Source organism: Candidatus Poriferisodalis sp. (genome assembly GCF_965214215.1).
Classification (GTDB): domain Bacteria; phylum Actinomycetota; class Acidimicrobiia; order Acidimicrobiales; family Poriferisodalaceae; genus Poriferisodalis.
In genome coordinates, this window is sequence record NZ_CBDCBD010000003.1 from 1,908,438 (window position 1) to 1,924,753 (window position 16,316).

The following is a 16,316-nucleotide window of genomic DNA, read 5'->3' on the forward strand; positions in this document are numbered from 1 at the left end:
CGGGCGATGGTCGTGCCTGATGCCGAGTTGCCGGTAGGTCGGCGTGGCTTACGCCCTGCGAGGGGGTCTCAACCCGTCGCGGCGGCTGCGAGGCTTGCTCATCGTGGTGGCCTCCGGTCAGCGGATCGGCTGTTGGCCGGCTCGGTGAAGCAGAGCGCACAGACCCGCTGCCCTGTGGGGCCAGTCCTCAGAGGCCGAGCCGCTCTTCGAGAAGATCGAGCTGGTGGCGCATCTGAGGCGGCAGGCGCTCGCCCAGGTTCTGGTAGTGCGCTTCGATCATGTCGATCTCGGCTCGCCAGTCGTCCTCGTCCACGCCGAGCAGCGTCTCGATCTCGGCCGGCGACAGGTCGAGCCCGCTGGTGTCGAGCGCCTCGGGCGGGGGCACCATGCCGATCGCGGTCGGCACTGCTTCGCCGTGGCCCGCGACGCGCTCGAGCACCCATTTGAGCACGCGTGAGTTGTCGCCGAAACCCGGCCAGATGAACCTGCCGTCTGGGTCCTTGCGGAACCAGTTCACGTAGTACAGCTTCGGCAGCTGTGTTCCCGGCTTGGCGCCGATGTCCAGCCAGTGCTGGAAATAGTCGCCGAAGTTGTATCCGCAGAAAGGCAGCATGGCAAAGGGATCACGCCTGACCTCGCCGATGGTCCCCGCCGCCGCCGCCGTCTTCTCAGACGACATCTGCGAGCCGAGGAACACCCCGTGCTCCCAGTCGAAGGCTTCTGTCACCAGCGGAACCGTGGTCGCCCGCCGTCCGCCGAACAGGATCGCCGAGATCGGAACGCCGGCAGGATCCTCCCACTCGGGGGCAATGGTGGGGCACTGTGCTGCGGGGGCCGTGAAGCGAGCGTTGGGGTGCGCCGCAGGGGTGCCGGCATCGGGTGACCACTCGTCGCCGCGCCAATCGATGAGACCTTCGGGCGCCTCGGGCGTGAGGCCTTCCCACCAGACGTCGCCGTCGGAAGTCTGCGCCACGTTGGTGAACACGCAATTGCCCCACATCGTCCCCAGCGCGCTCGGGTTGGTGTTGTCGCCCGTGCCGGGCGCGACGCCGAAGATGCCGGCCTCGGGATTGATGGCATGCAGCCGCCCGTCGTCGCCGAACTTCATCCAGGCAATGTCGTCGCCGATGGTCTCGATCTTCCAGCCCGGAAGCGTCGGGATCATCATGGCCATGTTCGTCTTGCCGCATGCGGAAGGGAACGCAGCGGCCACATAGACCGTCTCGCCCTGCGGCGGCGTCACGCCCACGATCAGCATGTGCTCGGCGAGCCAGCCCTCGTCGCGGGCCATGGTCGATGCGATCCGCAGGGCGAAGCACTTCTTGCCGAGCAGCGCGTTGCCGCCGTAGCCGGATCCGTACGACCAGACCTCGCGGGTCTCGGGAAAGTGGACGATGTACTTGCGGTCGGCGTCACAAGGCCACGGCACATCGGCCTGGCCCGGCGCCAGCGGCGCGCCGAGCGAGTGAACGCACGGCACGAACGGACCGTCGCCCGCCACATCGAGCGCGGCCTGACCCATGCGGGTCATGATCCGCATGGAAGCCGCCACGTAGGGCGAGTCGGTGAGCTGGACCCCGATATGAGCGATGTGGCTGCCCAGCGGACCCATCGAGAACGGCACTACGTACATCGTCCGCCCGCGCATCGAGCCGTCGAACAGCTTCAGCAGTTCTTCCCGCATCTCAGCGGGTGCGCGCCAGTTGTTGTTGGGTCCTGCGTCGAGCTCGTCGGCGGTGCAGATGAACGTGCGATCCTCGACACGGGCGACGTCGCCCGGATCAGATCGCGCGAGAAAGCTGTTGGGACGGGCTTCGGGGTCGAGCGGGATGAGGGTTCCCGATTCCACCATCTGGCTGCAGAGCCGTTCGTACTCTGCTTCGGAGCCGTCGCACCAGTGGACTGCATCGGGTCGCAGCACGTCGGCCCAATGATCGACCCACTCGATCAACTGGCGGTTGGTAGTCGCAGGCAAGGTGTCCTCCGGGTCCGAGTCTTGCGCTTTCGCGCAAGGTGAGACTGGTAACTCGCTCTTCGGCCGGTGCGTGCGCCCCGGCCTCAGATCACGCTGTCTCCCCCCCGGCGGTGATCCAATCAGGTGTCCCCAGATCCACCTCTGAGCCCAGACGCAGCCGTGTGGCGAGCCCCCGATCGTCCAGGTCGTAGATCACTCGCTGGCCTTGCCGCACCATCCGGAAGATGGATCCCTCCAGGGCGTTCGCGGCCAGTTCGTGCTCGGCGCGCGTGACGTCGTCGGTGACGATTCCGACCCCAGATGCCGGGTCGTACGACTTGATGACGCCTTGCATCTGCGCCTCCAGTGGCTGGGATGCTGCGAGGCTGCCGTGGCGGCCCGCGCAATCCCCGGAAAGCTACCAATCGGCAGCGTCGGGCGCGTTGTAGCTTCGGCGGCGAGAGGCGAAGCCGTGGCCCCAGCGGCCCGTGAACCCTTTCCCATGCGATCGGGACCAAGAGCGCGAAGCAAGAGGTGAGACGATGAACGGCTCGTCGGCCCACGAGTCCGGGGGCAACGACAGCGACCTCAGGACGGCAATCGCGCCCCTCGCCGCTCTGGATTCTGCGGCGCTGGCGGAGGCCATGCGCACCTATTGCGCCGCGTTGGGGCAACACCGCGTCACGATCGACCGGCTCAACGTCTACCCGGTGCCTGACGGCGACACCGGAACCAACATGGCCATGACACTGGCAGCAGTGACCGAGGAACTCGAAGCGTCCCCAACGAGTCGCGCCGAGGTCTGCCGCGCCATTTCCCACGGCGCGCTCATGGGAGCGCGAGGCAACAGCGGCGTCATCGTCAGTCAGCTGCTCCGGGGTCTCGTTGCCGCTCTGGGTCCACCGGTCGATGCGCCCGAGGCCGAACGGCCCGGCGAGGCATCCGACTCGGACGCGCGGCGAGTTCGGCCAGACGCGGAGGAGACCAGGGGAGTGGTGGGCGTTGCGTGGCACGACGAGCCGCCGATCGATGCCGCGATGCTGGCCGAGGCTCTCGTCGCGGCGAGTTCGGCGGCGGACGGAGCAGTCATGCGACCGGTGGAGGGCACGATCCTGAGCGTGGCGCGCGCCGCAGCCCACGCAGCACAGCGCTCGGCCGAGGAGCTGGCCGCCAGCGGGGACCCGGCCGACGGCTCTCGCCGGCTGACAGTCGTGCTCGAGAGTGCCAAGCGGGCCGGCCAGCGAGCACTGGAGGCCACGCCGCAGCAGCTGCCGGTGCTGGCCGACGCCGGAGTGGTCGATGCGGGCGCCGCGGGCTACCTGTTGCTGCTCGATGCGTTGCTGAGCGTGGTGGACGGCCGACCGATGCCCGCCGAGGTGGATCTGCCCGCCGAGGTAGCCGCAGTGATCGCGCACGGGATTGCGGGGACGAACTCCGATGTGAGTGCGCCCGCCGCGATGGAGTCCCCACGTGCGCAGATGCACCGTGATTTGCCCCGGGACGCCGGCTCAGGCGGCGCCGATCCCGTTGCGGCCGGTTTCGGAGGCGACCGTCCCGACGGCGACAGCCACGACGCGCACGACCCGTCGGGCACGCGATATGAGGTGATGTTCCTTCTGGCGGCGCCTGATGAGAACATCGATGGATTCAAGACCGCTTGGGACGCGCTCGGCGACTCGATCGTGATGGTGGGCGGTGACGGACTGTGGAACTGTCATATCCACACCGACGACATCGGCCCGGTGATCGAGGCCGGCATAGAGGCGGGTCGGCCGTATCGCATCCAGATCACCGATCTGCACGAGCAGGTCGCCGACCTCGAGGACCGCGGCGCTCACACGGGCGCTCATGCGGCGGACAGCGCACATGGAGCGCACCGGGCTGAAACGGCGGCCGGCGCGCGCTTCAAGGATCATGGCGGGGGCTCGGCGCAGAGCGCCCGAGCGGCGGGTCGCGTTGAGGTGGAGTGCGCTGTTGTGGCCGTCTCGCCTGCGGCCGGTCTCGACGAGCTCCTCGGCGCCCTCGGCGTTGCGGAGATCGTCACCGGGGGCCAGACCATGAACCCCTCGACGGCCGAGCTCCTTGTCGCAGTTGAGGCGGCCCCGTCGCAGCACGTCATCGTCCTGCCGAACAACTCCAACATCGTCCCGGTTGCCCGCCAGGTCGACGCACACACCAGAAAGAACGTGGAGGTCGTGGCCACCACGTCGGTGCCTGCAGGCCTCGCAGCCATGATCGGCTACGACCCGGGTGCCGACGCAGCCGGCAACGCAGCGTCAATGAATGACGCGGCGGCAGCGGTCGTCGCGGGCGAAGTAACCCGAGCGGTGCGTGACACCGCCACCTCGGCGGGCCACGTCGCGGCTGGCCAGTGGATCGGCCTCGACGACTCGGGCATCGCGGCGACCGGCGAGACGGCCGGTGCGGCCGCCATCGCCCTGCTCGCGCACTTGCTGCAGCCAACCCATGAGATCGTGACGCTGATCGAAGGAGCGCGTGCCCCCTCCAGCGAGACCGACGACATCGTCTCGTGGCTGTCGCAGCACTGGCCCGGTGTCGAAGTAGAGCGTCACGTCGGTGGCCAGGACCACTACCCGTACCTGTTCGGCATCGAATGAACCCACATTCCCGCAGCACGCCGGAGGCCCCGGGTCCTGCGGCGAAGGACCCGCTGACGCTGCGGGAACTCGATGCGATCGGCGTCGAACGGCTCAACGGGGTCGGCCCTCAGCGTCGTAAGGCCCTCGCAGAGGTCGGCGTCGAAACAGTGTTCGACCTGCTGACGTATTACCCCCGGCGCTATGTGGACCGCACCGCTCAAGCGCCGATCAGCGAGGCCGTCGTGGGTGCTGAGATCACCGTCGTGGCCGATGTGGCGTCGGTGTCGAGCCGCCGCCTGCGCGGAGGCCGACGAATGGTGAGCGCCGAGGTGGGAGATGCCACCGGCGTGCTGAGCGCAGTGTTCTTCAACCAGGCATGGCGTGAGCGTCAGCTCACCGCGGGGCGCACCGTGGCGTTGTTCGGCAAGGTGGAGAACTACCGGGGCCGCAAGCAGATGACCAACCCCGTCGTCGATGTGCTGGGCGACGGCTCGACCGCGGACCGCACGGGCAGGATCGTGGCGATCTACCCGCAGTCCGAGACGGCGGGCATCGTCACGTGGGATGTCGCGAACTGGGTCGCGGAGGCGCAGCGGCGCTGTTCGGCCCGCGGCATCGCCGACCCGCTGCCCCGGCGCTGGCGCTCCCAGCTGGGTCTCATCAGCCGAGGCCGAGCATTGGTCGAGATCCACGAGCCGCCTTCGATGTCGGATCGATGGGCGGCCCGCAACCGGCTGGTGTTCGACGAGTTCTTGCGGGTGCAGCTGATGCTGCGAAGCCAGCGCCTGGCGCGTGAGGCCCACGAGCTCGGCATCGCTCATGAGTCCCGAGGGGGCCTCATCGAAGCCTTCCATCGGCGCCTGCCCTATCCACTGACGGGGGCACAGCAGCGTGCGATGGCCGCCATCGACGCCGACGTGAGCACCCAGCGCCCGATGCACCGCCTGTTGCAGGGCGACGTCGGTTCGGGAAAGACGCTGGTGGCGCTGCATGCGTTGCTGGTGGCCGTGCGCAATGGCCATCAGGGAGCGCTCATGGCGCCGACCGAGGTGCTGGCCGAACAGCATTTCTATGCGCTGCGCGCCTTGCTTGACGGGTTCGAGGTGCCCGACGCTTCGCGGCTCAGCGGCAAGCGGCCTCTGCGCCTGCGCCTGCTCAGCGGGTCAGCTTCGGCAGCACGGCGCCGCGAGGTGCTGGTGGAGATTGCCGTGGGCACCGCGGACATCGTGGTCGGCACCCACGCTCTGCTGGAGGAGTCGGTGAGATTCGACTCGCTCAGTGTCGTGGTGGTGGACGAACAGCACCGCTTCGGAGTGTCGCAGCGGGCGCGGCTGCGCGAAAGCGGACGTGACGACCGCCGCATCCCGCACTTGCTGGTGATGACCGCGACTCCCATTCCCCGCACTGCGGCAATGACGGTCTACGGCGATCTCGATGTCTCCGTGCTCGACGAGCTGCCGCCCGGCCGGACGCCGATCACGACGGAATGGGTCCAAGGGCCGCTCGCTGCTGAGTCCATGTGGGCCGAGGTGCGCTGCGAGATCGAAGCCGGGCGTCAGGCATACGTGGTGTGCCCGCTCATCACCGAGAGCGAAAGCCTCGATGCGCGTTCGGCTGAGCAGATGCATGCGGAACTCGTGGCCGGCTCATTGGCGGGCCTGCGAGTGGGGCTGTTGCACGGGCGGCTTTCCTCGGTCGACAAGGAATCGGTGATGGCGCAGTTCCGGTCAGGCAAACTCGACGCGCTGGTCGCGACGACGGTGATCGAGGTGGGCATCGATGTGCCGAACGCGACGGTGATGGTGGTGCTCTCGGCCGACCGGTTTGGCATCGCGCAGCTGCACCAGCTGCGTGGCCGGGTGGGCCGCGGCAGCCACGCATCGACGTGCTACCTCGTCAGCGACGACGATCCGACGCCCATCGCCGTCGAGCGGCTGGGCGCGCTGGCTGCGACCAGCGACGGATTCGAGCTGGCTGAACGTGATCTGGAGCTGCGCGGCGAGGGCACGCTGTTCGACGAGCGGCAGTCGGGACGCAGCGATCTGAAGCTGGCGTCGCTGGCTCGTGATGTCAATTGGGTGCAGGCAGCTCGCGACGCTGCCGCCGATCTCATTGGCGCCGACGGCGACCTCGACGCGCATCCGGCGCTGGCGGACGAGGTCGACTGGTTCGCCAGCCGCCGCGACCCCGACTACCTCCAGCGCAGCTAGCCGCTGGCTGCTGGGGAGATGTGCGGAACCAGTGCTGGGGCGGTGCGAGACGACGCGAATCTGATCGAGAAGATGAACTTGTTCCCCGCCGACGATTTCGCCCAAGCGGCCCAACGCTGGACCATCGAGCATCAGAGCGCAGAGGACCTCGCCGCGCAGCATCGCCGTAACCGGCGCAACCGCAGCGTCCGTTTCTGGTGCGGCGACGACGGCAGAGGCGACCGGTTCGCTGCGGCGTGACCTCAAGGGCGAGTGCATCAAAGCCGCGCCGGGCGCGATGAGTGCGAGGGCGTCACGATTGCACCACGTCACGATTGCACCAAGACGGAGACGACTGGTGTGCCGTATCGACGCACCCGGTGTGTGCGCCATCTGTCTTCGGGGCGGGGCTTGATCTCGTGGTCCGACTCGCACACCAGCACCTCGGCATTCACTGAGTCGAGGAGGTCGCGCCAGCCCTCGAAACGGTAGGGCGGATCGGCGAATGCAAGATCCACCGGATCGCCTTCGGCGGCCAGGTACCTCTGAACCTCGGATCGAACCACTGTCGCGCGCTCGACGATGCCCAGTGCGGTCAGGTTCGTCGTGATCGTGCGGCAGGCCGCTGCGTCAGAGTCCACAAGGGTGGCGTGCGCGGCACCACGTGACAGCGCTTCGATGCCGAGTGCGCCCGACCCGGCGAACAGATCCAGCACCGTGGCGCCTTCGGGCAATTTCAAGCTCACGAGCATGTTGAAAATGGCCTCGCGGGCGCGGTCCGACGTCGGCCGAATTGCATCGGCGCCGCCCATTTCCAGAAGGCGCCCGCCCAACACCCCGCCGACGACGCGCACGGCGTCACCGTATGCCGAATGCCGGCGCGTGCGAGAGCAAGTGCAACGCAGGAGTGTGCGACACTGCGGCGATGGCGCCACCGCCGCATACGCCCGGCAACACCGAAGGTGTCGACGTGGCACCCGAGATCGTGTGCGTCGACTGCGGGGGGCGCTGCGGCCTGCTGAGCGTGCCTGAGCCGGACTGGGGCTTCCAACCAGGCGACGTTGTCGCCTACCGATGTGCCGATTGCGGCGACCGTTGGGACCTCATCGTCGAGGACAGCGACCTTCCCAGCTGATCCTCGTCGCGAGGGTCCCTCGATTCGCGACTGCGGCGCGGTACGGTCGCCCCGCTGGACACGGATCGATCCGGAGGAGCCGTTCTCGGTGGTCATGGCGATGTATCCAGGGTCGTTCGATCCTGTGCATAACGGGCATCTCGACGTGATTTCGGCGGCTTCGGCGCTGTTCGATTCGGTCGTGGTAGCAGCGATGCGCAATCCGTCCAAGTCTGTGCCGCTGTTCTCCGATGACGAGCGCGTCGCGATGATCGTCGAGTCGACCAGCCACCTCGCCAACGTCTCGGTCGTGCAGTTCGGCGAGCTGGTCGTTGACCTCGCTCAACGCCTCGGCGCCGATGTGATTGTCAAGGGTCTTCGCAGCCAGAGCGACTTCGAATCCGAGTTGCGCATGGCGCACATGAACCACTCAGTATCCGGTGTCGAGACCGTGTTCGTCCCGCCGCGAACCGAGCATCTCTTTATTGCTTCCAACTACATCCGGGAAATCACCAGATTCGGCGGCGATTGCTCGCATCTCGTCCCGCCCGCAGTCGCCGAGCGGCTCGGGCAGCGAACGGCGCAGGAGGCAGCCACATGAGCATGTTCGAGGGCGGCGTCGAGGCACCACAGCAGCCAGCGATACACGACGGCATGCCGCAACCGCAGTCTCCGTTCGGCCGGCCCTCGCCCGAGACGGCGGCGCCCACGGAGGAGACGCTGCCAACGCCGGCCGAATCGCAGGCGCGCAACCCCGGAACGCTGGCACCGCGCCCCCCATCGGTCACGGCCGAGCAGTTCATCCGCGAGGCCGTGGAGATCATCAACGCGGCGCGCCCGATGCCGCTGTCCACCTCGGTCATGATCAATCGCGACGAGGTGATGATGTTGCTCGAGTCGGCGCTGGCGGCCGTGCCTGACGAGACGCGCCAGGCTCGCTGGCTGCTGCGCGAGCGCGACGAGGTACTGGCCCAAGCACGTGTCGATGCCAACTTGGTTATCGACGAGGCACGCAGCCGCGTCGCCCAGATGGTCCAGCGAACCGAAGTCGTGCGGACGGCTGAACGGCGGGCTCGTCAGCTGCTCGACGACGCTCAGATCCAGACCCGTCGTCGGCGCCATGAAGTTGATGAGTACTGCGAGCGGCAGCTCACGCAGTTTGCTGGTGCCGTCGACCAGATCCAGATTTCTGTCCAGGCAGCGCGACGCAAGCTCGGCAATCGCGTTGCCGCGCCAGTGGCGCCTACGCCGCCGAGCGCCCAGCGTGCGCGCAACGGCGGAGATGCCACTGGCACCGAAGCATCGAGGCCGTCGGGTCGCGGCCCCGACACCCAACCGGTGGTCTTCGACCAGGACCAGATGTGAGCCCCAGGGACCGCCAGAGGTCCCTGTCCGTGCCCCTGCGACTGCTCGTTGACGGACAGTTGGAGTGGTCAACAACGGTTCCAGCGTCCGCGCTGGTAGATCCCGAGTCCTCAGCCTCGGTGAGCATTGCCGATGTCGAGGTGCCGCTTGACAGCGATGTCAGCGTGGAACTGGCGTTGGAGCTCATCAGCGGCGGTCTCAGCGTTGCCGGCGAGGTCTCGGCGACCTGGAAGGGTCCGTGCGCTCGCTGCTGGCTTCCCGTCGCCGGGACCCTACGCACGAAGATTCGTGAGGTGTTCACCGCTGAGCCCCGTGAAGGCGAGCAGTACCGACTCGGTCCAGAGTTCGCGGATCTCGTTCCCATGGTGCGCGAGGCAGTACTGCTGGAATTGCCGATCGAGGCGATTCGGTGCCCGCAAGCCGAGGGGTGCCCGAACCTCCCGCCCGAACTCGCAGATCCCCCCGATGACGCAGCGCCTCCGGCCGATCCGCGCTGGGCCGCGCTGGAAGCGCTGCGGGCGCGCCAGGAGGAGTCGTCCTGAGATCGGCCGGTCGGAGTCGGCTCGGGAGTGCCGATGGGTAGGCTTTATGCTCCGCTCGCGGAGTCGATCCCATCGAGGAGCCCGAATAGTGGCAGTCCCCAAGAAGAAGACATCCAAGAGCAAGACGCGCTCGCGCCGCGCGGCGGCATGGCGCCTGAAAGAGGCGCCTCGAAGCCTGTGCCCACGCTGCGGCGCGGCGAAGCTGCCCCACCGGGTCTGCGGCCAGTGCGGCTGGTACGCCGACCGTCAAGCCCTCGACATCGCCTGAACATAGATCGGCGTCCAGGCTGATGACGCTGCCGGTCGCTGTCGACGCAATGGGCGGCGATGACGCCCCCGGCGTGGTCGTGGAAGGCGCGCTGGAAGCCGTGCGCGAGGGCCTCGATGTCGTCCTGGTAGGCCGGCGCGATGCCATCGTCGCGGCTGGAGGCGAATCGCTCGACATCATCGAGGCCTCTGAGGTCATCGAGATGTCTGAGGAGCCGAGCCGCGCGGTGCGGACCAAGCGCGACTCTTCGATCAGCCTCGCTGTCAACGCGGTGCGCGACGGCGCCGCCTCGGCAATCGTCAGTGCCGGCAACACGGGGGCGGTGGCGGCAGCGGCCCTCCTGAGGTTGAGACGCCTGCCCGGAGTCGCCCGTCCGGCCATCGCGACTGCGTTCCCCGTACCCGGGGGCCGCACGGCGCGCGTCCTGCTCGACTCGGGCGCCATGGCCGACTGCAACGCCCAATGGCTGCACCAATTTGCTCGCCTCGGCTCGGCCTACAGCCGCATCCGCTTCGGCGTGGCGGCGCCGTGCGTCGGGCTGCTCTCGATCGGCGAAGAGCCCGAGAAGGGCAACCTGCTCGTCAAGGAGACCCACAAGCTGCTTGCGGCAGACGACGAGATCGATTTCTTCGGCAACATCGAGGGGCGCGACGTTCTCGACGGACCTGTCGACGTCGTGGTCACCGACGGTTTCACCGGCAATGTTCTGCTGAAGTCGCTCGAGGGCACCGCCTCGTTCTTCGTCCGCCTGATTCTCGAGCGGCTCTCCGAAGGGGGACCCGCTGGTGCGGAAGCGCTTCGCCTGCTGGCGCCGCTCGCCGATGAACTGAGCCCCGACAACGTCGGAGGGGCGATGCTGCTGGGTGTGCGCGGAGTTTGCGTGATCGCGCACGGTTCGTCGAGCTCCACAGCGGTGACCAACGCCATCCGCGTCGCCCATCACATGGTGGAAGCCGACCTGCTGGGCGAGCTGGCCGCCGTCAGCCTTCCGTCTGGTGACCAACTGAGCCCTGAGCCCGAGAGGCCCGCGGGCACTACCGCATGATGACTCCGAGCCAGAGCGGGAAGCACACGGCGAAGCCGCGGCCTGAGTGATCGCCCGCCGGTAGGCTGACCGACGCCATGCCCGCAGAAACTCACGTCCGCCAGAGTCCACCAGAGCGTGACGAGGTCTTCGATCTCATTCGCAATCAGCTCGCCGACATCTTGGAGCTGGATCCATCCCAAGTGGCCGAGTCGTCCTCCTTCGTGGACGATCTCGGTGCAGATTCGCTGGCGTTGATCGAGCTGGTCGAAGCGCTGGAAGAGGAGCTTGCAGACCGCACGGTGGGCTTTCGCATCGAAGACGAAGATCTCGAAGATCTCAAGACTGTGCGCGACGCCATCGACTACGTGATGGAGCGCGTCGGCTGACGTGGAGATTGCTGTCGCCGAACTCGCTGAACTCGACAGCTTCGCGGAGCGTGTCGGACATCGCTTCGCCGACGCCAGCCTGCTGACCGAAGCTCTCTCGCACCGAAGCTGGTGCAATGAGCACAACAGCGATGTGCAGCCTGATCGTCATGTCGCATCCAACGAACGCCTTGAGTTCCTCGGAGACGCCGTGCTCGGGCTCTGCGTTTGCGAGCTCGCCGTAACCCAGTGGCCCGACCTCGGGCCAGGCGAGCTCAGTGCTGTCCGCTCGGCGGTGGTGAGTGCGGTCGCGCTGGCCGACGCAGCACGAGACTGCGACCTAGGGTCCGCGCTTCTGCTCGGACGCGGCGAGGCAGCAACCGGAGGAGCCGACAAGGAGTCGATATTGGCCGACGCGCTCGAAGCAGTGCTCGGCGCGGTGTTCTTGGACGGCGGTCTAGGTGCGGCTCGCGATGTCATCAGCCGCCTGATGGGTGAGCGCATCACCTCAGCAGCCAGCGAACCAGGTGCGCGCCAGGCCAAGAATCGATTCCAGGAGCTGGTGACGCAGCGTTTCCGCACCGAGCCCAGATACGACGTGTCGAGTTCCGGTCCCCCACACCGGCCCACCTTCGTGGCCGAAGCGCGCATCGACAGCGAAGTCTGGGGTCGCGGCGAAGGTTCCACCAAGCGGGCTGCGGAACAGCGAGCGGCGGAAGCTGCATGTCTGCGGTTCCTGGAGCCTGAGCCGAAAGGCAAGACCGTGGCCCGATCCATTGTTGCTGAGGAGCCCGCCCATGGCTGAACTGCCGGAGATCGAGATCGCCAAGCGCGATCTGGAAAAGGAGGTCGCGACCCGCAAGATCAAGTCGGTCGACGTTCCGGGTACCAAGAAGGCGCTGCCGGCGATGCGCTCGAAGCAGCAGTTCGCCGACTTGCTCGAGGGCAAGAAGATCACCGCAGTGACTCGGCACGGATCGTTGCTCCACTTCGTGCTCGACACCGACGAGATCATGGTGGCGCGTCTCGGCGCAACCGGTTCCTTCAGGAGGGCCACCTCCCGAACGCCCCAAGACTCCGATACCAAGGTGGTGATGACGTTCACCAAGGGCGGGCAGCTGCGACTGCTCGACTCGGGCAATGAGGCAACGTTGCGGGTGCTCACGTGGCCTCGCTACCACAAGGTCCATCCAGAACAGGTCGACCTCGGCTTCGATCCGGTCGACATGCCGATGCCGTGGACCGATTTCGCTCTCATGCTGCGGGGCCGCTCCGATACCATCCGCGACCTGCTGCTGGACCAGACGTTTGTCGTGGGCCTCGGACCGATGTACTCCGACGAGGTGCTGCATGCAGCCCGTCTCGGGTATGGGCGCATTGCCAGCGAACTGAACACCCAGGAGGTGCGCCGGCTCTACCGCGCCATCGTCGAGACGGTTCACAACTCCATCAAGTACCGGGGATCCTCCATCGGTGGCCATCTCGACATCTTCGGCAAGTCAGGTGGCTTCGATCCCTACTTTGAGGTATTCGGGCGGGCCGGCGAGCGATGCCGTAACGGCCGAGGCGACGTCCTGACGACGGTCATCCGAGGTGTGACCCACCACTACTGCGATTATCAGGTGTAGACGTCGCCCTCCACGCTTCGAGCTGCCGTGTTCCTTCGTTCCCTGACGCTGTCCGGTTTCAAGTCGTTTGCAGACACCACAACGCTCACCTTCGAGCCGGGCGTCACCGTGGTGGTGGGTCCCAACGGCAGCGGCAAGTCGAACGTCGTCGACGCCATCGCATGGGTGCTCGGCGCGCAAGGTCCCCGCACGCTGCGAGGCCAGCGGATGGACGACGTCGTCTTCGCGGGAACTGATCGACGGACGGCTCTAGGCCGCGCACAGGTCACCTTGGTCATCGACAACGAGTCGAGGACCCTGCCCACCCAGACCGCCGAAGTGGCCATCACTCGCACCTTGTTCCGCTCAGGCGAATCGGAATACGCGCTCAACGGGACGCCCTGCCGGCTGCTCGACCTGCAAGAACTGCTGAACGATGCCGGGGTCGGACGGCAGCAGCACATCATCGTGGCACAAGGCCAGATCACCCAAGTCCTCGCTGCCCGCCCCGAAGAACGACGCGCGCTGATCGAGGAGGCGGCGGGCGTGCTGAAGTTCCGTCGTCGCAAGGAGCGTGCCGAGCGGCGGCTGGAAGGCACGCAGGCAAACGTGACGCGCCTCGTCGACCTGCAGAGCGAACTCCGCCGTCAGCTGCGGCCGCTCGAGCGGCAGGCCACCGCCGCCCGACGCCACCGCGAGATCAGCGCAGAGCTGGCTGAGCTGCGGCTCTACAACGCGGGGCGCCAGCTCGCCGCGAGTTACCAGGCGCAGAGCGCCTCCGATGCTCGACGGGTCGATCTTGCGGCGCAACAGGACGCGGTGACATCGTCGATTGCCGACATCGACCGGGCGATCGACGATGCGCAGTCACAGCTTGCCGAACTGACCGCAGAACCTGCTGATCGGCTGTCGCGAGTGGCATCGCTGTCGGAACGGGCACGCGGTCTCAGCGGTCAAACCTCTGAACGGATGCGATCGGTCGAACGCGAGCGCAATGCCTTGCTCGACTCCGACGTGGTGGCGACGCTGACCGATGAACATGCACGGGTGTCAGCTGAGCTGACCGCCCTCGACGCAGCAGCGGTGTCGTCCGCGCCGTCGGGGGGCATAGACGAACAGGTCCATTCGGGCGTCGGCGCCGACTCCGAAGTCGACGAGGTCGCTGCAAGCGCAGCCGACCACGACCACCGGGAGGCCGAAGCGCGCCTCGCGGCCGCCGCTGCATCACTGTCGCACGCCGATGAACAGCAGCGGAAAGCCGCTGAGGAGCTGCAGCATTGGATCGGAAGATTTGAGGCACTGGCGTCCGCTGTCGCCGCCGCCCGCACCGACTCGGGCGCAGCGGTGCTCGACGACGTGGCTGGGGTGGTCGGCGCGCTCGGCGAGCTGGTGATCATCGACGACGGCTGGGAGGCGGCGGCGGAGGCTGCCGCAGATGGGTCGCTCTCGGCGGTCGTCGTGCGTGATGACGACGCGGCCGCCGCGGCGCTAGCAGCGCTTGCCGACACCGATGGGAGCGGCTCGGTGATCTCACTCAGCAATCTGGCGGCTGCCCACGACCCGGGCCGCCCGGCCGAGCGCTCGCCGCCGGGCGCGAACGAGGAGTTGGTGCGGCCCCACATACAGGTCGCCCCTGACGCGCCGGAGTGGTGCCGCGGCCAACTCGGGACGTTGCTCGATGCCATCGTCGCTGGGGCCGTCTGCGTAACCGGCGATTGGTCCAGCGCCTATGACCGTGTGCTGGCAGCGCGCACGGCCGACGATGCCGTGTTCGTCACAGCCAGCGGCGACCGGTTCGGACCCCACCGCTGGCGGATTGGCAGCACGGGGCCGGCGGCGGCCACGGCGGCACTCGACGTCGCACGCGCACGCATCGACGAGCTGACGCACCACCAGCAGGCAGCGGCCTCGGCGTGGACCTCGGCGCGGCAGGCGCACCAGACGGCCTTCGAAGCAACCCGAGAGACACAACGCACCGCCGAGAACCTTCGACGCCGGGCGGCCACAGCAGCAGCCCAGCAAGCCGCGCGGAATCAGGCGTTCGAGGACCGAGCTGCCGCGCAGGAGCAACGCCGGTCAGTGCTCAACGAACGGCTCGGGACCATTGCGCGGCGTCTGAAGGGCCATGAGAGCTCTCGTGCGGCTGCATCCGCCCGGCTGGAGCGGGCAGAGGCCATCGTGTCGGGGCTGGATCGTCTGGCGCTGTTGCTCTCGGAGCGCCGCCAACGCCTCGATGCCGAAGCAAAGCGGCTGCGCTCACGCAACGACTCCCGCATTGAGTTGGTGCGCCAGCTGACAGAGCGCCTCGATGCGCTCCGGCGCGAGCGGGACGCGGCTTTGTCGCGTCAGGAGCACTTGCGCACCGGACTCGCAGCGTTGGACGTCGCCGATGCCGAAGCTCGTACCAAGCGCGACGCCCTCGTAGAGATGCTGCGAACGGAGTTCTCCGCAGACCCCGCAGCGGCACTCGCTGCACCGCCACCGCCGCTGCCCGACGGGGTCACGGCCATCGCTCACGAGCGAACGCTGCGCGCGGACCTGAATCGACTGGGGCCGGTCAACCCCCTGGCGCTCTCGGAGTACGAGGCAGCCTCAGAGCGCTTCGAGTTCGTGGCCACCCAGCTCGCGGACGTGCGCAACAGCCGCAGGGAACTGCACAAGGTGATTCGGGCCATCGACGCCGAGATCGTCGCAACGTTTGCTGCAGCATTCGAAGATGTGGCTCGGAACTTCGCCGAACTGTTCGGCACGCTGTTCCCGGGCGGCACCGGCAAACTCTCGCTGACGGATCCGCAGGAGCTGCTGACATCGGGAGTCGAACTCGACGTTCGACCCGCCGGCAAGCGCATCGGTCGCTTGTCATTGCTGTCCGGCGGTGAGCGCTCGCTGGTGGCGCTCGCGTACCTCTTCGCGGTGTTCCGCAGCCGGCCTTCGCCGTTCTACGTTCTCGATGAGGTGGAAGCGGCGCTCGACGACGTCAATCTGCAACGTTTCTTGGACCTCGTGGCGGAATTCCGGCGGGAGTCGCAGTTGATCATCGTGAGCCATCAACGCCGCACGATGGAATCGGCCGACGTCCTGTACGGCGTGTCCATGCCGCCCGGGGGCTCCAGCGTGGTCGTGTCGGAGCGGCCCGAGCATGCAGCGGCCCTTGTCGCTGCGGATGGACCATTGGGCTTCGAAGAGTCCTCGCCGGAGCAGCTCGGAGAGCCCGCGACGACCCCTGGGTAGCCTGCCGACCAGTGAGCATCGAGGTCCTACTACTGGTCATCGGCGTCGTCGTGA

At 67.5% G+C, this 16,316-nt stretch carries 16 protein-coding genes; 13 read left to right on the forward strand and 3 right to left on the reverse strand.

The genetic code is table 11. The annotated features are described in order from the left end of the window. Positions 1 to 187: 187 nt before the first annotated feature. Both ACOOF5_RS11045 and ACOOF5_RS11050 read right to left on the reverse strand, forming a co-directional pair. Positions 188 to 2,062, reverse strand: a complete 1,875-nt coding sequence (locus ACOOF5_RS11045) for a phosphoenolpyruvate carboxykinase (GTP) (RefSeq protein ID WP_420440961.1) — start codon at positions 2,060 to 2,062, stop codon at positions 188 to 190. Between the two features lies 1 nt (position 2,063). Further along, complete coding sequence (locus ACOOF5_RS11050) at positions 2,064 to 2,309, reverse strand: hypothetical protein (protein WP_420439085.1); 246 nt, start codon at positions 2,307 to 2,309, stop codon at positions 2,064 to 2,066. Between the two features lie 187 nt (positions 2,310 to 2,496). On the opposite strand from ACOOF5_RS11050, the gene ACOOF5_RS11055 reads away from it, so the two are divergent. From ACOOF5_RS11055 to ACOOF5_RS11065, 3 genes are read left to right on the forward strand one after another with little or no spacing between them, the layout of a single operon-like run. Continuing rightward, positions 2,497 to 4,572 (forward strand): DAK2 domain-containing protein, encoded by a 2,076-nt coding sequence (locus ACOOF5_RS11055; protein WP_420439087.1) that lies wholly within the window; start codon positions 2,497 to 2,499, stop codon positions 4,570 to 4,572. Then, positions 4,569 to 6,764: an ATP-dependent DNA helicase RecG gene (gene recG / locus ACOOF5_RS11060; RefSeq protein ID WP_420439089.1), complete on the forward strand. Its 2,196-nt coding sequence runs from the start codon at positions 4,569 to 4,571 to the stop codon at positions 6,762 to 6,764. Before ACOOF5_RS11055 ends, recG begins: the two co-directional genes overlap by 4 nt. Before the next feature lie 18 nt (positions 6,765 to 6,782). Then, positions 6,783 to 7,004, forward strand: a complete 222-nt coding sequence (locus ACOOF5_RS11065; protein WP_420439091.1) for a hypothetical protein — start codon at positions 6,783 to 6,785, stop codon at positions 7,002 to 7,004. Positions 7,005 to 7,072: 68 nt separating this feature from the next. Here ACOOF5_RS11065 and rsmD read toward each other — a convergent pair whose 3' ends face one another. Then, positions 7,073 to 7,597, reverse strand: coding sequence for a 16S rRNA (guanine(966)-N(2))-methyltransferase RsmD (gene rsmD, locus ACOOF5_RS11070; protein ID WP_420439093.1), 525 nt, complete (start codon positions 7,595 to 7,597; stop codon positions 7,073 to 7,075). Between the two features lie 71 nt (positions 7,598 to 7,668). Here rsmD and ACOOF5_RS11075 point away from each other — a divergent pair, with 71 nt between their 5' ends. The 10 genes from ACOOF5_RS11075 to ACOOF5_RS11120 all read left to right on the forward strand — a co-directional run bounded on the left by ACOOF5_RS11075 (position 7,669) and on the right by ACOOF5_RS11120 (position 16,262). Beyond that, on the forward strand, positions 7,669 to 7,878 hold the full coding sequence (locus ACOOF5_RS11075; RefSeq protein ID WP_420439095.1) for a hypothetical protein: 210 nt from the start codon (positions 7,669 to 7,671) through the stop codon (positions 7,876 to 7,878). Between the two features lie 94 nt (positions 7,879 to 7,972). Then, the gene (gene coaD, locus ACOOF5_RS11080; protein WP_420439097.1) at positions 7,973 to 8,458 is read left to right on the forward strand and encodes a pantetheine-phosphate adenylyltransferase; all 486 of its coding nucleotides are present in this window, start codon (positions 7,973 to 7,975) and stop codon (positions 8,456 to 8,458) included. Continuing rightward, on the forward strand, positions 8,455 to 9,222 hold the full coding sequence (locus ACOOF5_RS11085; protein ID WP_420439099.1) for a hypothetical protein: 768 nt from the start codon (positions 8,455 to 8,457) through the stop codon (positions 9,220 to 9,222). The genes coaD and ACOOF5_RS11085 overlap by 4 nt, the downstream gene beginning before the upstream one ends. A 29-nt stretch (positions 9,223 to 9,251) precedes the next feature. Continuing rightward, positions 9,252 to 9,764: a YceD family protein gene (locus ACOOF5_RS11090; protein ID WP_420439101.1), complete on the forward strand. Its 513-nt coding sequence runs from the start codon at positions 9,252 to 9,254 to the stop codon at positions 9,762 to 9,764. A gap of 88 nt (positions 9,765 to 9,852) precedes the next feature. Continuing rightward, positions 9,853 to 10,032 (forward strand): 50S ribosomal protein L32, encoded by a 180-nt coding sequence (gene rpmF, locus ACOOF5_RS11095; RefSeq protein WP_420439102.1) that lies wholly within the window; start codon positions 9,853 to 9,855, stop codon positions 10,030 to 10,032. 22 nt (positions 10,033 to 10,054) lie between these two features. Then, positions 10,055 to 11,077, forward strand: coding sequence for a phosphate acyltransferase PlsX (plsX, locus tag ACOOF5_RS11100; protein WP_420439104.1), 1,023 nt, complete (start codon positions 10,055 to 10,057; stop codon positions 11,075 to 11,077). 77 nt (positions 11,078 to 11,154) lie between these two features. After that, a complete protein-coding gene (locus tag ACOOF5_RS11105; RefSeq protein WP_420439106.1) occupies positions 11,155 to 11,445 on the forward strand; it encodes an acyl carrier protein in 291 nt (96 codons plus the stop codon). 1 nt (position 11,446) lies between these two features. After that, entirely contained in the window at positions 11,447 to 12,229 is a 783-nt protein-coding gene (gene rnc, locus ACOOF5_RS11110) for a ribonuclease III (protein WP_420439108.1), read from the forward strand. Continuing rightward, a complete protein-coding gene (locus ACOOF5_RS11115) occupies positions 12,222 to 13,052 on the forward strand; it encodes a DNA-formamidopyrimidine glycosylase family protein (RefSeq protein WP_420439110.1) in 831 nt (276 codons plus the stop codon). The genes rnc and ACOOF5_RS11115 overlap by 8 nt, the downstream gene beginning before the upstream one ends. A gap of 27 nt (positions 13,053 to 13,079) precedes the next feature. Further along, positions 13,080 to 16,262, forward strand: a complete 3,183-nt coding sequence (locus ACOOF5_RS11120) for a chromosome segregation SMC family protein (RefSeq protein WP_420439112.1) — start codon at positions 13,080 to 13,082, stop codon at positions 16,260 to 16,262. Positions 16,263 to 16,316 lie beyond the last annotated feature (54 nt).